At 66.5% G+C, this 18,206-nt stretch carries 18 protein-coding genes and 1 pseudogene; 5 read left to right on the top strand and 14 right to left on the bottom strand.

From position 1 onward, the window contains the following. Positions 1-30 precede the first annotated feature (30 nt). Positions 31-822, bottom strand: coding sequence for an adenosylmethionine decarboxylase (speD, locus tag N792_RS01465; protein ID WP_036191777.1), 792 nt, complete (start codon positions 820-822; stop codon positions 31-33). 177 nt (positions 823-999) lie between these two features. Between speD and crp the strand changes: the two genes are divergently transcribed. Beyond that, a complete protein-coding gene (crp, locus tag N792_RS01460; RefSeq protein ID WP_036191773.1) occupies positions 1,000-1,689 on the top strand; it encodes a cAMP-activated global transcriptional regulator CRP in 690 nt (229 codons plus the stop codon). Positions 1,690-1,900: 211 nt separating this feature from the next. On the opposite strand, the gene N792_RS01455 is transcribed toward crp, so the two are convergent. The 8 genes from N792_RS01455 to N792_RS01420 form a co-directional block, all read right to left on the bottom strand. Next, positions 1,901-2,647: a haloacid dehalogenase-like hydrolase gene (locus N792_RS01455; protein WP_052103248.1), complete on the bottom strand. Its 747-nt coding sequence runs from the start codon at positions 2,645-2,647 to the stop codon at positions 1,901-1,903. Further along, entirely contained in the window at positions 2,644-3,435 is a 792-nt protein-coding gene (trpC, locus tag N792_RS01450; RefSeq protein ID WP_036191771.1) for an indole-3-glycerol phosphate synthase TrpC, read from the bottom strand. Before trpC ends, N792_RS01455 begins: the two co-directional genes overlap by 4 nt. A gap of 61 nt (positions 3,436-3,496) precedes the next feature. Further along, positions 3,497-4,531: an anthranilate phosphoribosyltransferase gene (gene trpD / locus N792_RS01445; RefSeq protein WP_036191768.1), complete on the bottom strand. Its 1,035-nt coding sequence runs from the start codon at positions 4,529-4,531 to the stop codon at positions 3,497-3,499. A 206-nt stretch (positions 4,532-4,737) separates the two neighbouring features. Beyond that, a complete protein-coding gene (locus tag N792_RS01440) occupies positions 4,738-5,316 on the bottom strand; it encodes an anthranilate synthase component II (protein ID WP_036191765.1) in 579 nt (192 codons plus the stop codon). 1 nt (position 5,317) lies between these two features. Continuing rightward, positions 5,318-6,844: an anthranilate synthase component I gene (gene trpE, locus N792_RS01435; protein WP_052103247.1), complete on the bottom strand. Its 1,527-nt coding sequence runs from the start codon at positions 6,842-6,844 to the stop codon at positions 5,318-5,320. A gap of 162 nt (positions 6,845-7,006) precedes the next feature. Further along, entirely contained in the window at positions 7,007-8,053 is a 1,047-nt protein-coding gene (yegS, locus tag N792_RS01430) for a lipid kinase YegS (protein ID WP_084105271.1), read from the bottom strand. A gap of 215 nt (positions 8,054-8,268) precedes the next feature. Beyond that, positions 8,269-8,943, bottom strand: coding sequence for a ribulose-phosphate 3-epimerase (gene rpe / locus N792_RS01425; protein ID WP_036191763.1), 675 nt, complete (start codon positions 8,941-8,943; stop codon positions 8,269-8,271). A gap of 24 nt (positions 8,944-8,967) precedes the next feature. Next, positions 8,968-9,303 carry a J domain-containing protein gene (locus N792_RS01420; RefSeq protein ID WP_036191759.1) on the bottom strand — a complete coding sequence of 112 codons (336 nt, stop codon included), beginning with the start codon at positions 9,301-9,303 and terminating at the stop codon, positions 8,968-8,970. Between the two features lie 155 nt (positions 9,304-9,458). On the opposite strand from N792_RS01420, the gene N792_RS01415 reads away from it, so the two are divergent. From N792_RS01415 to N792_RS14140, 4 genes are all read left to right on the top strand, one after another. Further along, the gene (locus N792_RS01415) at positions 9,459-10,400 is read left to right on the top strand and encodes a phosphoribosylaminoimidazolesuccinocarboxamide synthase (RefSeq protein WP_036191757.1); all 942 of its coding nucleotides are present in this window, start codon (positions 9,459-9,461) and stop codon (positions 10,398-10,400) included. A 126-nt stretch (positions 10,401-10,526) separates the two neighbouring features. Beyond that, a complete protein-coding gene (locus tag N792_RS01410) occupies positions 10,527-11,003 on the top strand; it encodes an Mpo1 family 2-hydroxy fatty acid dioxygenase (RefSeq protein WP_156969251.1) in 477 nt (158 codons plus the stop codon). Positions 11,004-11,187: 184 nt separating this feature from the next. Continuing rightward, positions 11,188-12,075 carry a DMT family transporter gene (locus tag N792_RS01405; protein ID WP_191150489.1) on the top strand — a complete coding sequence of 296 codons (888 nt, stop codon included), beginning with the start codon at positions 11,188-11,190 and terminating at the stop codon, positions 12,073-12,075. A gap of 222 nt (positions 12,076-12,297) precedes the next feature. Next, the gene (locus tag N792_RS14140; protein ID WP_052103246.1) at positions 12,298-12,813 is read left to right on the top strand and encodes a hypothetical protein; all 516 of its coding nucleotides are present in this window, start codon (positions 12,298-12,300) and stop codon (positions 12,811-12,813) included. Between the two features lie 230 nt (positions 12,814-13,043). On the opposite strand, the pseudogene N792_RS14335 reads toward N792_RS14140, so the two are convergent. The 5 genes and pseudogenes from N792_RS14335 to N792_RS01390 all read right to left on the bottom strand — a co-directional run. Beyond that, positions 13,044-13,358 (bottom strand): annotated as a pseudogene (locus tag N792_RS14335) (DUF2931 family protein); the annotation flags it as partial. A gap of 299 nt (positions 13,359-13,657) precedes the next feature. Further along, the gene (locus N792_RS13645) at positions 13,658-14,326 is read right to left on the bottom strand and encodes a DUF2931 family protein (RefSeq protein ID WP_084105299.1); all 669 of its coding nucleotides are present in this window, start codon (positions 14,324-14,326) and stop codon (positions 13,658-13,660) included. Positions 14,327-14,495: 169 nt separating this feature from the next. After that, entirely contained in the window at positions 14,496-15,161 is a 666-nt protein-coding gene (locus N792_RS13640; RefSeq protein WP_084105298.1) for a DUF2931 family protein, read from the bottom strand. An 8-nt stretch (positions 15,162-15,169) separates the two neighbouring features. Next, positions 15,170-17,023: a PAAR domain-containing protein gene (locus N792_RS01395; RefSeq protein WP_084105269.1), complete on the bottom strand. Its 1,854-nt coding sequence runs from the start codon at positions 17,021-17,023 to the stop codon at positions 15,170-15,172. A gap of 189 nt (positions 17,024-17,212) precedes the next feature. Next, positions 17,213-18,118, bottom strand: coding sequence for an SDR family oxidoreductase (locus N792_RS01390; RefSeq protein WP_052103244.1), 906 nt, complete (start codon positions 18,116-18,118; stop codon positions 17,213-17,215). Positions 18,119-18,206 lie beyond the last annotated feature (88 nt).

Genomic DNA, 18,206 nt, shown 5'->3' with positions numbered 1-18,206 from the left:
CGTGTGTGTGCCTGGAGCCTGGCGGCCTGCTCAGTCGACCAGGTTGCGCCCGTGGTACAGCTCCTCGATCTCGCGCTTGAGCCGCGCCTCGATCTTCATGCGCTCCTTGAACGACAGGTTGCGCGCCTTCTCCTCGAACAGGTACTGGTCCAGGTCGAAGTCCTTCAGATGCATCTTGGTGTGGAAGATGTTTTCCTGGTAGACGTTGACGTCGAGCATCTCGTAGCGGGCCTTGATGTTCTTGGCCAGGTAGTCCTGGATCGAGTTGATCCGGTGATCGATGTAGTGCTTCTTGCCCTTGATGTCGCGGGTGAAGCCGCGCACCCGGTAGTCCATCACCACGATGTCGGATTCCAGGCTCTCGATCAGGTAGTTCAATGCCTTCAGCGGCGAGATCACGCCGCAGGTCGCCACGTCGATGTCAGCGCGGAAGGTCGCGATGCCGCTGTCGGGATGCGTCTCCGGATACGTGTGCACGGTGATGTGCGACTTGTCCATGTGCGCGACCACCGCCTCGGAGATCACGCCCTTGGCATCTGACTTGTCGATCACCGGCTCCTCGGAGATCAGGATCGTCACCGACGCCCCCTGCGGGTCGTAGTCCTGACGCGCGATGTTGAGGATGTTGGCACCGATGATGTCCGCCACATCCGTCAGGATCTGGGTCAGGCGATCGGCGTTGTACTCCTCGTCGATGTACTCGATGTAGCGTTGCCGCTCCTCTTCCGAGGCGGCAAAACTGACGTCATAGATGTTGAACGAGAGCGCTTTGGTGAGGTTGTTGAAACCCTGCAACCTCAGGCGCGGCAACGGCTTGACCACTATGCTTTTATCCGGACATGGCGAGAGGGCGCGATTATGCGGCAATTGGCGACGGGTTGAAAATGCGGCCCGCCGGGCGCGCGTCGCAAAATCGCCTCCACCGGTGCCACCAGAGGGCAAAGTTTGCCTCTCAACGCCACTTCACCCTAAGCTTCCTGAATAACCTTAACCACTGCCATGTCAGCCACCCAGGTAGATACCTTGACTGTACTGCGCCGAACCAACAGCCCGTTGATGCCCGATGGCGCAACGATTGAACGCTTCCTCGCCCACTGCCACCGTCGGCGTTACCCGTCGCGCACGGACGTGTTCCGGCCGGGCGATCCCGCCAGCACGCTGTACTACGTGGTGTCGGGCTCGGTCAGCATCATCACCGAGGAGGACGATGACCGCGAACTGGTACTGGGCTACTTCGGCCCCGGCGAGTTCGTCGGCGAACTGGGCCTGTTTGTCGAGAGCGACCAGCGCGAGGTGATCCTGCGTACGCGCACGCCATGCGAACTGGCGGAGATCGGCCACGAGCGCCTGTACGACCTGATGCTGTCGCGCCTGGCACCGGACGCTCCCAAACTGCTGTACTCGATCGCCGCGCAGATTTCCCAGCGCCTGCTCGACACCAGCCGCAAGGCCGGCCGCTTGGCATTCCTCGACGTCACCGACCGCATCACCCGCGCCCTGCACGACCTGGCGCGCGAACCCGAGGCGATGAGCCATCCCGATGGCACCCAGTTGCGGGTATCGCGGCAGGAACTGTCGCGCCTGGTCGGCTGCTCGCGCGAGATGGCCGGCCGCGTGCTGAAGAAACTGCAGGCCGACGGCAAGCTGCATGCCCGCGGCAAGACCGTGGTGTTGTACGGCACACGCTGACGTCGGCGACGGCTACCGGCAGCAACAAAGACGGGCGGCCTTCGGGTCGCCCGTTTTGTTTGCGGTCCCCACTCGCGCTGATGCGAGCCTGCCTTGGCTCTGGCAGGAGCGACGTGGGTCGCGATTGGATAGTGATTCGCCTGCGCCGGCTCCACGATCGCGACTTACGTCGCTCCTACGACGGCTCTCGATTCGGCGCCGGATCGCCCGCCTACGCCACCGGCTCGCCGGCCCGGCCCGCGCAGCCCCAGTTGAGGATCGGCGTACCGGCGGGCAGCACCTTGCGGAACATCGCGACCCGGCCCGCTTTCGGGTTCACCACCACCGGTTTGCGCGCGGCCAGCAGCAGCGGCAGGTCGGCGCTGCTGTCGGAATAGGCGATCGCGACGGGGGCGGTGAACCCGGCCTCGCGCAGCATCGTCATCTTCATCTCGTAATGGCAGTGGCGGGTGGCGCCGATGCCGCCCAGCCGCGGGCCGACCTGGGTGCCGACCACCGGCACGTCCTGGTGGGCGACGAAGGCGAGGATCGCTCGCGCGAGTTCCGGCGGCGCGCCGGTGGCGACGACGACCCGGTCGCCGGCCTCGCGATGGCGGTGCAGGACATCCAGCGCGATCGGCAGCAGGCGCGGGCGGATCTGCCCGCCGTGCAACGCGACATAGCGGTCGATCTCGGCATCGAGGTCGCGCGGCCGATGCAGGCCGATGGTGCCGGCCCAGACGAAACCCGAGATCCCCACGCGCCGGGTCGGCAGGAACGCCACCATCGGGCCGAACAGCGGTGCGATCAGCAGGGCCAGCACCATCCGCCACCAGCTGCGCTGGATCAGCCAGCGGAACAGGTGGCTGCCGGAATCGCCGTCGTACAGGGTGTGGTCGAAGTCGAACACCACCAGCGGCGCACCTTCGTCCACCGACGGGTACGGGCGGGGCCGGTCCGCCGGCCCGGTCGCGCTCATGGCGCGAACAACCGCTGCAGCGCGGCGCCCGGATCGGCTTCGCGCATGAAGCTCTCGCCGATCAGGAATGTCTCCACCCCAGCCGCCCGCAGGCGTGCGACATCCGGACGGGTGGCGATGCCGCTTTCGGTGACCGCGATGCGGTCGGCCGGGATCGCCGCCTTCAGCTCGATGGTGGTGTCCAGCGAGACCTCGAAGGTCCGCAGGTTGCGGTTGTTGATGCCGACCAGCTCGCAGTCGGTCTGCAGCGCGCGTTCCAGCTCGTCGATGTCGTGGACTTCCATCAGCACGTCCATGCCCAGCTCGTGGGCGAGGTTGGCCATCTCCACCATCGGCCCGTCTTCCAGCGCGGCGACGATCAGCAGGATGCAGTCCGCGCCGATCATGCGCGCCTCGTAGACCTGGTAGGGATCGACGATGAAGTCCTTGCGCAGCACCGGCAGGCGGCAGGCTTCGCGCGCCTCGCCCAGGTAGCGGTTGCTGCCCTGGAAGAAATCGACGTCGGTGAGCACCGACAGGCAGGCCGCGCCGCCGGCTTGGTAGCTGCGCGCGATCGCGGCCGGATCGAAGTCCTTGCGGATCAGGCCCTTCGACGGGCTGGCCTTCTTGATCTCGGCGATCACCGCCGGCTCGCCCGCCGCGTGCCGGCGCTTGATCGCCTCGACGAAGCCGCGGGTCGGCGGCTGCTTGCCGGCGCGGGCGCGCACGCTTTCCAGCGAGCGGATCTTGCTGCGCTGGTCGATCTCCTCGTGCTTGCGGGCGAGGATCTTCTGCAGGATGTCGGTCATTGCGTGTTGCTGGCTCCGGTGGTGCTGTCGCTGCCGCGAAGGCGGTAATGACGATGGGTATTCATTGTCCCGCGAGTTCGCGCGTGGTGGCGACGAACCCGTCCAGCCTGGCGCGCGCCGCGCCGGAGGCAATCGCCTCGCGTGCGCGCCCGATGCCATCGGCGATGCTGTCGGCGACGCCGGCCACGTACAGCGCGGCACCGGCGTTGAGGGCGACGATGTCCAGCGCCGGTCCCGGGCGGTTGTCGAGCACCTCACGCAGCATCGCGATGGAGGCTTCCGGGCCATCGACCTTGAGATTGCGGCTGGCCGACATCGCGATGCCGAAGTCTTCCGGGTGCAGTTCGTACTCGGTCACCTTGCCGTCGCGCAGCTCGCCGACCAGCGAACCGGCGCCGAGCGACAGCTCGTCCATGCCATCGCGGCCCCAGACCACCAGTGCCCGCTGCGCGCCCATCTCCTGGAGCACCCGCACCTGGATGCCGACCAGATCGGGATGGAACACGCCCATCAGGATGTTCGGCGCGCCGGCCGGATTGGTCAGCGGGCCGAGGATGTTGAACAGCGTGCGCACGCCCATCTCGCGGCGCACCGGAGCGACCACCTTCATCGCCGGGTGGTGCAGCGGCGCGTACATGAAGCCGATGCCGGTGCGCGCGATGCACTGGGCGACCTGTTCGGGTTGCAGCTCGATCGCCGCGCCCAGCGCCTCGAGGGCATCCGCGCTGCCCGACCTGGACGACACGCTGCGGCCGCCGTGCTTGGCGACCCGGCCACCGGCGGCGGCGATCACGAACGTGCTCGCGGTGGAGATGTTGAACGTGTTGGCGCCGTCGCCACCGGTACCGACGATGTCGACCAGATGGCGGCGATCAGCGACCTCGACCGGGCGCGCGAACTCGCGCATCACCTGCGCCGCACCGGCGATCTCGCCGACGGTCTCCTTCTTGACCCGCAGGCCGGTCAGGATCGCCGCGGTCATCATCGGGCTGACCTCGCCGCGCATGATCATGCGCATCAGATCGACCATCTCGTCGTGGAAGATCTCACGGTGTTCGATCGTGCGTTGCAGGGCTTCTTGCGGGGTGATGGGCATTTTTGTTTGTCTCGGGTTTATGTCCCCACGGGGACTTGCTGCGGTCGTCCGACTGGACTTCCTGCGGTCGTAGGAGTGGTGGAGGCATGCCTCCACCGGTGAGTGGCGACCTGTACATCCCGTCATGGCCGCAGCGGATGGTTCAGTGGGTCGCGACTCACGTCGCTCCTACATCGGAGCTGCCGGTGGAATATCGGGGCCCTTTCTCAACGCTCCAGGAAATTCTTCAGCAGCGCGTGGCCGTGTTCGGTCAGGATCGATTCGGGATGGAACTGCACGCCTTCGACCGGGTGTTCGCGGTGGCGCAGGCCCATGATCTCGTCGAAGGCGCTGTCCTCGGTGTCGGTCCAGGCGGTCATCTCCAGACACCCGGGCAGGGTCTCGCGCGCCACCACCAGCGAGTGGTAACGCGTGGCTTCATAGGCATCCGGCAGGCCGGCGAACACGCCCCGGCCCTGGTGGCGGATGCGCGAGGTCTTGCCGTGCATGATCGTTTTCGCCCGCACGACGTCGCCGCCGTAGGCCTGGCCGATGGCCTGGTGGCCCAGGCAGACGCCCAGCAGTGGGATCCGTGCGCCCAGGTGCCGGATCACCTCGAGCGAGACGCCGGCCTCGTTCGGCGTGCACGGCCCGGGCGAGATCACGATCCGCTCCGGCGCCAGCGCCTCGATCTGCGGCAGCGACAGCTCGTCGTTGCGGACCACCTTCACTTCGGCCCCGAGCACCTGCAGGTACTGCACGAGGTTCCAGGTGAAGCTGTCGTAGTTGTCGATCATCAGCAGCATGTCAAAGCCCCCGCGCCGCTTCGGCGACCGCGCGGAACAGCGCGCGTCCCTTGCTCATGGTTTCTTCCCATTCCTTGACCGGGTCGGAGTCGTGCACGATGCCGGCGCCGGCCTGCACGTGCAGGCGGCCGTCCTGGATCACCGCGGTGCGGATCGCGATCGCGGTGTCGGCATCGCCGTGCCAGCCCAGGTAGCCAATCGAGCCGGCATAGACATTGCGCTTGATCGGCTCCAGCTCGCGGATCACTTCCAGTGCGCGGATCTTCGGCGCACCTGACACGGTGCCGGCCGGGAACGTCGCGCGCAGCACGTCGGCGTAGCTCAGGCCCGGTTTCAGGCGGCCGGTGACCTCGCTGACGATGTGCATGACGTGGCTGTAGCGCTCGATCACGAACTGCTCGCCGACTTCGACCGTGCCCGGCTGGCTGATCCTGCCGACATCGTTGCGGCCCAGGTCGATCAGCATCAGGTGCTCGGCGCGTTCCTTCGGGTCGGCCAGCAGCTCGGCTTCCAGCGCGTCGTCCTCGGCCGGCGTCGCACCGCGTGGGCGGGTGCCGGCGATCGGACGCACCGTGACCGTGCCCTGCCCGGCCGCGTCGTACTGCAGGCGTGCCAGGATCTCCGGCGAGGAGCCGACCACCTGCATCTCGCCGACATCCAGGAAGTACATGTACGGCGATGGATTCAGCGCGCGCAGGGCGCGGTAGACATCCACCGGGCGGGCCTTGAACGGCACGCTCAGGCGCTGGCTCAACACGACCTGGAAGATGTCGCCGCCGCGGATGTACTCCTTCGACTTCTCGACCGCGTTGATGAAGCCTTCTCGGGTGAAACCGGAGACGAAATCCGCCTCGTCCAGGCCGGCCGGGTCGAGCGTTTCCGGATACGTCGTACCGCTGCTGCGCAGCCGGTGCACCAGCTGGTCGAGACGCCGGTTCGCGCGCGCCCAGGCCTGCGGCTCGGCCGGGTCGGCGTGGACGATCAGGTACAGCCGGCCCTTGAGATTGTCGAACACCGCCACTTCCTCACTCAGCATCAGCAGGATGTCGGGGGTGCCCAGCTCGTCGGGCTTGGGCTCGCCATCCGGGCCCGGCGCGGCCAGGCGCGGCTCGATGTATTGGATGCACTCGAATCCGAACCAGCCGACCAGGCCGCCCGTGAAGCCGGGCAGGCCGTCGATCTTCGGCACCGAATACTGCGTGCGAAGGCGCTCGACCTCGGCGAACGGATCGGCGACCTCGCGCGCCTCGACCAGCTCGCCGTGCTCGGTGACATACAGGGTGTGGCCGGCGAAGGCGTACACGCGGGTGGCCGGCAGGCCGATGATCGAATAACGGCCGAAACGCTCGCCGCCCTCGACCGATTCGAACAGGTAGGTGTGCGGGCCGTCGGCGAGTTTCAGGTAGACCGACAGCGGGGTGTCGAGGTCGGAGAACACCTCGCGCACCACCGGGATGCGGGTGTGGCCTTCAGCGGCCTGCTGCTGGAATTTGCGGTACTGCGGGTTGTCGGTGTCGGGCGTGGACATGCGGCATTTCCTTGGAGTGCGACGAGGCGGGGACGACGGCGGCAAGCCACCATCGCCAACCGGTGTCGGCACTGCAGGAATGCGGATTCGCCCTGGAAGTCATCGCGACACTTTAGCCGGTTCGCCGCGCCGGTGCGATGGCTTCGTCGGGGCCGGAGACCCTCACGCCGGCACCAGCGACGGCGACGGTTCCGGCTCCCCGTCGCCTTCGGCCACCGGCAGCGGATTGCCCGGCGGACGCAACAACGGACAGCCCGGCGGCAGGTGCATGCGGATCCGGCCGGCCACGCAGACGATGCGGAAGCGGTCCGATTCGACCGGCTCGCCATCCAGGCTGAGGACAAACCCGGCGGGCGCGTCGATATCGACCCAGGCCAGTTGCCGGCGTTCGGCCACGCGGGCCAGCGCACCGTGCCGGCCTTCGGTCAACAACGCAGCCACCGTGCGGCCGACCGTTCCTTCCAGCTCCGGCACGACGGTGAGGTCGAGCAGGCCGTCATCGATCACCGCGTCCGGGCACAGCATTTGACCGCCACCGGCCTGACGGCCATTGCCGATGCCCAGCGCGATGAAGCCGGCCTCCCACTGGAAACGCTCGCCGTTGAGCGCCGCGCCGCGGATGCGCGCAGGCACCGGCTCGACCTGGCCGAGGCTGGCGATCCCGGTGATCAGATAGGCCAGGCCGCCGAGCACCTTCTTCATGCCCTCGTCGGTTTCCACCGTGACCTGGGTACCGAAGCCACCGCTGGCGAGGTTGGCGCACCAATGGATCAGGCCGTCGACCGGGTCGCCGCTGTCGATCCGCAGCAGATCGATGGCCTGGGCCCGGCTGAGGCGCACCAGTTCCAGCGCGGCATCGGGCGCCGCGGGGATGCCCGCGGTGGTGGCGAAATCGTTGGCGGTGCCCAGCGGCACCAGCCCCAGGCTGGGCAAGCTGTCGGCGTCCTCGTCGCGATCGGCCAGCGCACCGGCGACCTCGCTGAGGGTGCCGTCGCCGCCGGCGGCAATCACCGTATCGACGCCGTCGGCGATCGCCTCGGCCACGTAGCGCGCCGCGTCCCCGGCTTCCCAGGTGACCCGCACGCCCAGCTCGACGCCATGGGCGCGCATTGCGCCCACCGCGTCGCGCAAGGAGGCGTCGTCGCCGGACTTGCCGTTGAGGATCAGCCGCCAGCGCGGCTCGTGCGGGGAGGATTCGGGTGCGCTCATGCCGCGAGGCTAGCAGCGCGTTCGTGAAAACCGGCGCGGTTTTCCGCTTCTCCCCGGACAAATGCCAGGCCCGGACAGGCACCTGGCGCTGTCATCCGGCGGTCATCGCTGCACAGGAAGATCAAACGCCATGGCAGGGACGACCGACGGAGGCGGGATTGCCTCCAATCATTGCTGGAGATCGGAGCAAGCAGCACCGGTCTCCGTTGACCGCCTCAGCCGCGCACGCCAGCCACCGCGGCCTTCATCCGGCCGATCACGTCGGCGTAGTCGGGCGCGTTGAAGATCGCCGAACCGGCCACGAAGGTATCGGCACCGGCCGCGGCGATGTCGGCGATGTTGTCGGGCTTGACCCCGCCGTCGACCTCGAGCCGGACCGCGCGGCCGCTGGCATCGATCCGCTCGCGCACCTGGCGCAGCTTCTGCAAGGTGGAGGGAATGAACGACTGGCCGCCGAAACCGGGATTGACCGACATCAGCAGCACCATGTCGAGGTCGTCGAGCACCCAGTCCAGCACGTCCAGCGAGGTTGCCGGATTCAGCACCACGCCGGCCTGGCAGCCGTGCGACTTGATCAGCTGGATTGTCCGATGCACGTGGCGGCTGGCCTCGGGGTGGAAACTGATCAGCGTGGCGCCGGCGCTGGCGAAATCCGGGATCAGCCGATCGACCGGCTCGACCATCAGGTGCACGTCGATCGGCGCGGTCACGCCGTGCTTGCGCAGCGCCTCGCAGACCATCGGGCCGATCGTCAGGTTGGGCACGTAATGGTTGTCCATCACGTCGAAATGCACCCAGTCGGCACCGGCCTTGAGGACGTTGTCGACTTCCTCGCCCAGACGGGCGAAGTCGGCGGACAGGATGGACGGCGAGATGACGGTCGGTTGCATGGCGGTCGGTGCCTCGGTGGCGGGTCAGCTGCGTTTGCGCAGGGTCTTGATGCGGTCGTACGCGCCGTTGATCTCGCGCGCCCGGGCCTCGGCCTGGCGGCGCAACTCGGCGGCGGCACCATCGAGGCGGTCGGGGTGGTACTGGGAGATCAGCCGGCGGTAGGCGCGCTCGATGTCTGCGTCGCTGGCATCCGTGGTGACGCCGAGCACGGCGTAGGGGTCGTCACGGCGCAGACGGAACCAGTCGATGTCGAACGCGTGCCCGATCAGCAGGCCGATCAGCCCGCCGAGCAGGGGGTTGAAGCGCATCAGCGCGGCCCCGGCGAACAGCCCGAGCAGTTTTCCGTACCAGCGTTTCATCGAGCCCCGACAGCCATCTGGAATGGGTCGTCAGTGTACCTGCACGCGACCGCAAGCCGGCGTACACTGGTCGGCCCTGTCGCGCGCCATGCGCGAAGCCAGCGGTGTCCCGCGGCAGGTTCTCCAATGCTGCGTGCACCACCGAGGGGCTCCATTTGTCCACGACACTGCTGCGACGATCGCTTTCCGAATCCGATCTGCCCGACCTGCCGTTGCGCCATCGCGGCAAGGTCCGCGACGTGTTCGACCTGCCGGCCGAGCGCCTGCCGGCCGACACGCCGCCGGGCGATTATCTGCTGATGGTCGCCACCGACCGCCTCAGCGCGTTCGACGTGGTGCTGCCCGACCCGATTCCGGGCAAGGGCGAGATGCTGTGCCAGATCAGCAACTTCTGGTTCGGCAAGACCGAGCACATCGTGCGCAACCACCTGACCGGCATCGATGTGGCGTCGGTATTGCCCGATGGTGTCGATGCGTCGCTGTACACGCGCCGTTCGGTGGTCGCCAAACGCCTGAAGCCGGTGCCGATCGAGTGCATCGCCCGCGGTTACGTGATCGGCAGCGGCTGGAAGGACTACCAGCGCACCGGCCGCATCAGTGGCATCGAATTGCCCGACGGCCTGCGCCAGGCCGAGAAGCTCGCCAAGCCAATTTTCACGCCGTCGACCAAGGCGGCGGTGGGCGCGCACGACGAGAACATCGACTTCGACACCGCGGTGCGCCTGTGCGGCGCCGAACTGGCCGAGGCGGTGCGCGATGCGACCTTGCGGCTGTATGAGTTCGCGGCCGACTACGCGGCCGGGCGCGGCATCCTGCTGGCCGACACCAAGTTCGAATTCGGCACCGACGCGGACGGCCATCTGTACGTGATGGACGAGATGCTGACGCCGGACTCCTCGCGCTACTGGCCCGCCGACGAGTACCGCGTCGGCACCAGCCCGCCGAGCTACGACAAGCAGATCGTGCGCGACTACCTGGAAACGCTGGACTGGGACAAGACCCCACCGGGGCCGAAGCTGCCGACCGGAGTCATCGATCGCACCCGCGCGCGGTACGCGGACGCGCTGCAGAAGCTGGCGGGGATCAGCGTCGACTGACCAGGCGTGGTCGCGGCCAAGCCTGCTTCGTGCAGGAGCGGCAAGAGTCGCGACCAACCGAACGCTGGGTACGATGTACAGGTCGCGACTCACGTCGCTCCTACATGCCCCATGGGGAGAACCGTCATGGCCTTGGCCGAACGCCCGATCGACCGCTGGTTCGCGAGCTATTCCGGCGATCACCGCAACGCGGTCAACCAGTGGATCCATGTGGTCTGCGTGCCCGCGATCGCGTGGAGCGTGGTCGCGCTGCTGTGGTGCATTCCCGCGCCCGGCACCCTGTTCCGGCCCGGGTTCTGGGCCGCGCTGGCGATCTTCGCCGCGACGCTGTTCTATTACCGCCAGTCGCGCCGGCTCGGGCTGGGCATGCTGGCGATGTTCGTGTTGATGGCCCTGCTCTGCCGCTGGATCTTCGACAGCTTCGGTGTGGTGTCGTTGTTGTGGGCGGGGGCCGGCGTGTTCGTGGTGGCCTGGATCGGCCAGTTCATCGGCCACAAGTACGAAGGCCGCAAACCCAGCTTCCTGACCGACCTGACCTACCTGCTGATCGGGCCGGCGTGGGTGCTGGTGAAGCTCTATCGCAGGCTGGGCTGGTCGTATTGAGCGCCCGGGCGGTAACGCGGTCCATCGCACCGGCACCCGTCACACGGGCCGGCCTTTCCCGCCCGGCTTCCTGATGCGCCCCTCGACGGAGGCACCCGCCTCCATCGTCTGTCGATGTCTCCTGCCCGCGGCGGCGGACTGACTTGTTGCCCGCATCTGCGGACCCACCCACCGGATGCTGCCGATGTCTCCGCGCGATATTTTCCTTGTACTGCTGATCTGCACGGCCTGGGCGGGCAACTTCCTGTCATCGGCATTCGCCCTGCGCGAGATCCCGCCGTTCCTGTTCACCGCACTGCGTTTCGTGGCGCTCGGGCTGCCCCTGCTGTTCTGGATGAAGCGGCCGTCGGCAGGGCAATGGCCGCGGCTGGTCGCGGTCTGCCTCTGCGTGGGCGTGCTGCACTTCGGGCTCAGTTTCGCCTCGCTGAAACTGGCCGGCGACCTGTCGTCACCGGCGATCGTGATGCAGAGCTACATCCCGATGACCGCGGTGCTGGCCTGGCTGGTGCTGGGCGAGCGGTTCGCGTGGCGCACCGGGCTGGCCATCGCGATCAGTTTCAGCGGCGTGCTGGTACTGGGACTGGACCCGTCGGTGATGGACAACTGGCAGGCGGTGGTGCTGATGCTGGTGTCGGCACTGTTCATGGCCATCGGCACCGTGCTGATGAAGGGCCTGCACGGCCTGGACCCTTTCAGCATGCAGGGCTGGATGGCGGTGTTTTCGGTGCTGCCGCTGCTGGCAATCAGCATGGCGTTCGAGCCGGGCGGCATTGTCGCGCTGGCATCGGTGAGCTGGGTCGGCTGGGTCGGCGTGGCCTACGCGGCGTTCATCTCCTCGCTGCTCGGCCACGGCCTGTATTACGTGCTGATGCAGCGCTACCCGGTCGCCCAGGTGACGCCGTGGCTGCTGCTGGTGCCCGTGTTCGCGGTGGCGCTGGGCATGCTCTTCTGGGGCGACCGGCCGGGCCCGCGGCTGTTCCTCGGCGGCGCGATGGTGCTGGGCGGCGTGCTCGGTGTGGCCCTGCGTGCGCTGCGCAAGGCCCGCACGATGCCGGTGGCGCGGGAGATCTGAGGCCGTCGATCCGGAGTCGCAGTTGTACCGGATGGATTTCCGCCACTCCGGTTTACTTTTGCGCGCACAACGGGCAATGCTCGGCGCATCCTCTCTCCGGGTCTGCGTATGCGCCTCTTTGATGTCGTGCTTGCCGCCGCGATCCTCGTCAGCCCGTCCGGTCGGGCAGGTGCCTGTCCGGGCGCACCAGAGCCATTGCCTGCACCGGCGGAGGCCACCTGCATGTTCCCGGCCGACATCCAAGGCAATGAGGGCCTGTGCGACCTGATCGCCTATGTCGAGTACGCGGCGGACGCGGATACTCCGCCGGACGCTGACGGGGCGGGAGTTGGCGCGGCCGAAGCACTCCCGCCGGAAGCCCGCCCGACCGACACCGGCCAGGCCGGACCCCAACCGCACGAATCCTCCATACCCACCGCTTTGGTGCTGGCCCGTTCGGTGTACGAGGGCGACGAGATTGCCAGCACGCACCCGGTCGACACCATCGAACTGACCGACAAAGTTCCGCCCGGCCATGTCGTCGCGTTTCACTGCCTCAGAAACGATCAGCCCGACTCCACCCTGGCCGCCGTGGCGCCGCTGGACCACGACCAACCGGTCAACGCGGTGGCGGCATGGGAGGTCGATTTCGAGCAGCGCGTGTTCGTGGAGACCAGCCCGGACGGAGTCGTCTGCGAGATGGGCTCCGGCGATGGGGCTGTGCCTGGGCAAGCGCTTGATGAAGCCTGGCAGGAGTAAGGCGTCCGCGCCGAATCAAGGCGTGCCTGGGCACTTCCAGGAGTCGTAGGGGATCGGATGCTGGTCGATGTAGGCTTTCGCCTTTGCGGGCAGCGTGACGTAGCGCCCCCGTACTGCCCCAAGTCTGGCCCCTTCGCTTCCACCTCGGCCTGCTGGCACAGCACATCTACGGGTTGGCCAACCGGCCCTGTCACCCTGACCCTCACGATGCCTCCCGGCGCTAGGCCGATCACAATAGCCTTGCGGTAATCAGAACTTCCCGGAACAACGCGTGACTCCGTTCTGGTCAGCATCAACTCCCGGGCTTCCTCCGGGATTTCGAGAATTGCCCGATAGGTCTGGGGCTCCACCAACGATTGCCAGCGCACATAGATGCGCTTTGGCAAATCAGCGCCGGTGACATACTTGCCTGCCCCCCAAGTTCGGGGGCCTTGCCATTCCACTGGATCGCCTATGTAACCCATAGAGACCGTTCCGGATCCGGCACGATGGAAAATGCGCCCCGTCACATCCTCTACGTCTGCCGTTTCTACCCAAACTGACATGTAGGGGGGGGGCAGAAAATCCAAGCCGCCAAGTGTCATAAGGCAATCGCGCCTTGGTGGTACCCATGCTCCCGATGGCGCAACCGGCAAGCAACAGGGCGGTCAGCAACAAAAACCATCGTTTCATCGCAAGCCTCTTCATTGATTGGGCAAAATGCCGCGCTGTCCGGTCGGATCCGGGCGGCTTACGTACACCAGATCCAGCGACACCGGACCGGGACCGGGCTTTTGGCCGAGGGCGAAGTTCCAGTGCGCGGACTGGTGCACCCACTTGTGATGCGGCAAAACTTCGTACCCGATCAAGGCCTGCCTGGACACTTCCAGGAGTCGTAGGGGATCGCGCGTGTCTTCAGGTACTGCTGTGTTTTCAATTCAAGCTTCTCGAACGAATAGGCGTAACGACCTCCCGTCAGTCCTTGTGATGGCCCCTTCGGCTCCACCTCGGCCTGTTGGCACAGCACTTCAATGGGAAGCCCACCCGGGCTTCTCACCATGACTTTGATTGCCCCTCCTGGAAGCAAGCCAATGGCGACGACGTTCTGGTAGTCCCATTTTCCCGGGATTGCACGCGATTCCGTCTTCGTACGCATCAACTCACGTGCGGACTCCGGAATTTCCAGAATTACCCGGTAGGTCTGCGGCTCTACCAGCGATTGCCAACGCACATAAATCCGACGCGGAAGGTCGGCTCCCGCGACATATTTTCCTGCACCCATTGAGCGTGGAGCCTGCCATTGGGCGGGATCACCTGCGTACCCGATAGAGACTGTTCCTGATCCGGCGCGGGTAAAAATCCGTCCCGTCATGTCCTCCACGTCAGCAGTTTCCACCCACACTTCCATATAGGGTGGAGCGGAAAAGCCGAGGTACCACGCGTCATAAGGCAGTGGCGCCTTGATGGCGCCCATGCTTCCCGTGGCGCAGCCGGCCAGCAACAGGGCGGTCAACAACAAAAGCCATCGTTTCATCACAAGCCTCATCATTGATTGGGCAGAATGCTGCGTCGGCTGCTCGGGTCCGAGGCGGCTCACGCATACCAGATCCAGCGACACCGGAGCCGGCCCGGGCTTTTGGCCGAGGGCGAGGTGCCTGTGCCTGGATTGGCCGCCGGTGATGCGTCAGAACTTCGTCTGCCGGTCAAGGTGTACCCGGACACTTCCAGGAGTCGTAGGGGATCGGATGGGTCTTCAGGTATTGCTGTGTTTCTGGCTCGAGTTTCTCGGACGAATAGGCATAGCGGCCTTCTGTCTGTCCTTGCGATGGCCCCTTCGGCTCCACCTCGGCCTGTTGGCACAGCACTTCAGCAGGCAAGCCACTGGGACTTCGCACCCAGACTTTCACCCACCCTCCGGGGGCCAGCCCAATGGCAACTGCCTCCTGATAATCAAATTTACCTGGCAGTGAGCGCGACTCGGTCTTGCTCAGCATCAGCTGACGGGCATGTTCGGGAATCTCTACGATCACCCGGTAAGTCTGCGGCTCTACCAGCGATTGCCAACGTACATAGATGCGCTTGGGCAAGTCTGCACCTGTCACTTGACGACCCAATCCGCCAAGCATGTTCTCCCACCCATGCGGTGCTCCTGCATATCCGACAGATGCAGTACCCGCCCCTGCACGAGTAAAAATCCGTCCCTGCACATCCTCCACGTCGACGGTTTCCACCCACACTTCCATATAGGGAGGGGCGGAAAAACCCAGGTACCACGCGTCATAAGGCAGTCGCGCCTTGGTGGCACCCATGCTTCCCGTGGCGCAGCCGGCCAACAGCAGGGCGATCAACAACAAAAACCATCGTTTCATCGCAAGCCTCATTGATTGGGCAGAATGCCGCGCCGGCCGCTCGGGTCCGGCCGACTCACATACACGAGATCCAGCGATACCGGGCCGGGGCCGAGCCTCTGACCCAGGGCGAAGTTCCAGTGTGCGGACTGGTGCAGATACTTGCGGCGCAGTAGGGCTTCTTCGCTTTCGTTCAAGGACTTCCCGGCAATCAGTTTGTCTGCAATGGATCCAAGAGTGGCTGGCAACATGAACACCGGATCGTCCGGGATCGGCTTCAAAGGCACGCCGGCTTCCTTCGCGAGCTTGTGCATCAGCCGCAGTGGAATCAGCTGATAACGCCAGTCCAGCGCCCGCTCCAGCACCACAGCGGCATAGATGCGCAGCACGCGGTCGGGCTGCGTACTGGAGCTCCCGGCCCGGCGGCGGGTTTGCCACAAGTGCCAGGCATCCACCCGTACTTCGGTTTCGCCCAGGCCCAGTTGCTCGCGCCAACGATCCGCTTCAGCCATGGCAAGAACATGGGCGCGACTGCGTTCGATCCGGGCGTTGTCCGGCACCTGGCCCGGCACCAGTCCGGCATGGGGCTCATCGAATCCCACCGGCTTGGACAGCAGCAACGGGCCTTCGTGGTCGCGGTGGTAGCCGCCGCCGATGTCCGAGTGCACGCCGGGCAAGGCGATGTCGCGGTACGGCGGACTCACGCTGGTGAGCAGGAAATTGGCCCGGCGCTCGTCGCGTGCGGTCAGGTGCACTACCTCGCGTGCGCTGCCGGCCGGCAGCGCCGTCCGGACGCCGCCCTGGCGGTGATCGCGCACGTCCAGTCCGTCGGCCAGGCTGCCGATCGCGGCCACCGAGTCGAACAGTCCGACGAAGCCCACTTGAACGCCGGCCACGAACTCGAATCCGGGCGCATAGCGCACGTTGCCCAGCAGCGCCTGGCCCAGCGGACCATGCCCCTTGCGGTTGACCTCGTGCACGAAGTGGCGGGCGGCGGCTGCGCCGCGAGAAAACCCAAACACATCGAACTCGACGGCCCTGACTTGAAGATCGGGGAATTTCGCTAATAGACCGTCTACCTGCTTTGGAAGCAACTGCCGGAATACATCTTCCACTCGTGAAAGCACACCACTTTTGCCACCGCCCAAACCTTGCGACACCACGCTGTCCGGCTCGCCCGCTGTGGTCCCGATGCCATCGACATACACACGCAGCGGATACTCTCTTGCGTCTCCATAAGGGTCTTGGGCCACGCTGTCCTGATACAACTCATACAACCGAGCCACATTGGTCATGCCGTTGTCGTAGCTGCTGCCGTCGCGGGCCATGTAGGGCTTGCAGTGCGCGGCGATTGCCGCCTGCTCCTCGACGTCCTGACCCAGCGCCTCACCGGTGGAGGCCCGGCATTGCTCGCCCAGCGCGGTGTTGGCGGCGTTGTTGTTGGTGCCGTCGAAGAACACGCCGATCCGCAGCGTTACCGCCGCCGGCGTTGGTTCTACCTGATCCGCCGGATCCGCTGGCGTATCGCTGAAGGCGGCTGGGGCCACCGGTGTCTCCGCCTGCTCCATGCCGGGTGGCGTACCGAATAGCGTCCCGGCCGCGCCGCCAACCCCGCCTTCGTCGAGGAACACCCGGAGCTGCCGCGCCGACAGCAGGCTGCAGCCGCAGGCCAGCTTGTCGCCGTGGCGGGCCGCCGGCTGGCTGTCAATGATTACCGTGGGGTCACCCGTGGCGATCGGAAACGTGCCCTGATGTTTTGGACAGGTGGCCTGGTCGCCGATCCGCGCCACGGCGTGGCCGTCGATATCGGTGAAGGGCGTGCCGGTGACCACCGTGCCGCCACTGCTGGTCGGGTCGCCGACCACGATCACGTTTCTTGCCATGGCACTGACTCCCTGTGCGGACGACGGCCTTCCTTGCCGAAGTCACGCAGCCTGCCATGGGACGGCTCCGGAGGCCAGCCGACAATGGCTCACCAGCGAGTGGGGTGATCGCTCATGGCTCGCCAGATTGAAGCGCCAACCGGCCGCCGTATCTGCATGACCAGCCATGCAAACGGAGCGCACCTGCCGTCAGGGATTGCCGGAATCCAGGGTATCGAACATCACTGCAGTCGGCTGGAACCGACGCGGCCGGTAGTTGAAATCGTGTTGCGCCGGGGCGGCATCGAACACCAGGTCCGCCCGCATGCGCGCGACCGCCGCACCCAGTCCGCCGGCGCGGCCACTGATCCGCGCCGCGCCCAGCATCAAGTGGAACAACGGAGCAGGAAGCTCCATCAGCTTCGCCGGTGGCTGCAGGGCGGCCAGCACACGCGCCACCATGTCCCGATAGGCGAGCGTTTCGCCACCGGGCAGCGCGTAGGCGCGACCGTATGTGGAGGGCCGATCCAGGCAGCCGAGCGCTGCAGCGGCCAGATCATCGACGTGCACCGGTTGGCGCAGGCCGCTCGCGCCGCGGGGCAACGGGAACCGGCCCCAGCGCCGGGCCAGCGTCGCGATGCGGGTGAGGCTGGCGTCGCGACCCACGCCATAGACGAGCGTGGGCCGCAGTACGGTCGCCGCCGTGCCGCGCGCGACCGCACGGTCGAATATCCGCTGCTCGGCCTGCGCCAGACGCCCGGCGAGGTCGCGCTCGGCCGGATCGGTCGAGCCTTGCTTGGTGTCCACGCTGGTCGAACCAAACGCCACCACGCGCGCGGCCTGGAGTCCGGTGTCGGCATACCAGCGCGCGAACCCGTCCAGCGGACCGCAACTGAACACCGCATCGACGCGTTCCGGCAGTGGCGGCGGCGCATCCAGCTCGCCCTGCAGCCAGCGGATCCCGCCATCAGCGCGATTGCCATCGCCGTCGACCGGCTTTTGGCGCGAAACCGCGGTGACCCGCCAGCGGTCAGCCGGCAGCCGCGCGAGCACCGCGCGACCGATCTGGCCGGTGCCGCCGAACACCAGGGCATCGCGCAGCGGGGTGTCGCGCATGGAGTCGTTCCGTATTGCCGGTAGCGCAACAGCATAACCAGCGGCGGGGACAGGCCGATGCGGCGGCCGGACTTCGGCCCCGATTTCC

The organism is Lysobacter concretionis Ko07 = DSM 16239, from assembly GCF_000768345.1.
GTDB lineage: Bacteria > Pseudomonadota > Gammaproteobacteria > Xanthomonadales > Xanthomonadaceae > Novilysobacter > Novilysobacter concretionis.
Note: the sequence above shows the minus strand (reverse complement) of the source record. Positions and strands in the feature narration are given on the sequence as shown.